The following is a 265-nucleotide window of genomic DNA, read 5'->3' as shown; positions in this document are numbered from 1 at the left end:
GAACACCTATGCGGCGATGCCGATCTTCCTCGCCAAGATGGCACTCATCCTTCTCGCCGGCGTCAATTTTTTCGCCTTCCTGCGCTTTCGCCGCGCAACAGGCGGTGGCGAGCCGGCCGGCAGCGCCATCCTGGCTGTGCTCTCGATACTGCTGTGGACATCAGTGCTTTTCGCCGGACGGTTCATTGGTTTTCTCTAGCGCCGCACTGGCCTTCTCCCCCTGTGGGAGAAGGTGGCCTCGCGAAGCGAGGTCGGATGAGGGGTG

The 265-nt window shown here is 62.3% G+C and carries 1 pseudogene; it reads left to right on the top strand.

What is annotated here, in order from left to right:
* Positions 1 to 199: pseudogene (locus EOB49_RS35405) on the top strand (hypothetical protein); the annotation flags it as partial.
* Between the last annotated feature and the right edge of the window lie 66 nt (positions 200 to 265).

The organism is Mesorhizobium sp. M7A.F.Ca.MR.148.00.0.0 (assembly GCF_003997735.1).
In the GTDB taxonomy this organism is placed as follows: Bacteria; Pseudomonadota; Alphaproteobacteria; order Rhizobiales; family Rhizobiaceae; genus Mesorhizobium.
Note: the sequence above shows the minus strand (reverse complement) of the source record. Positions and strands in the feature narration are given on the sequence as shown.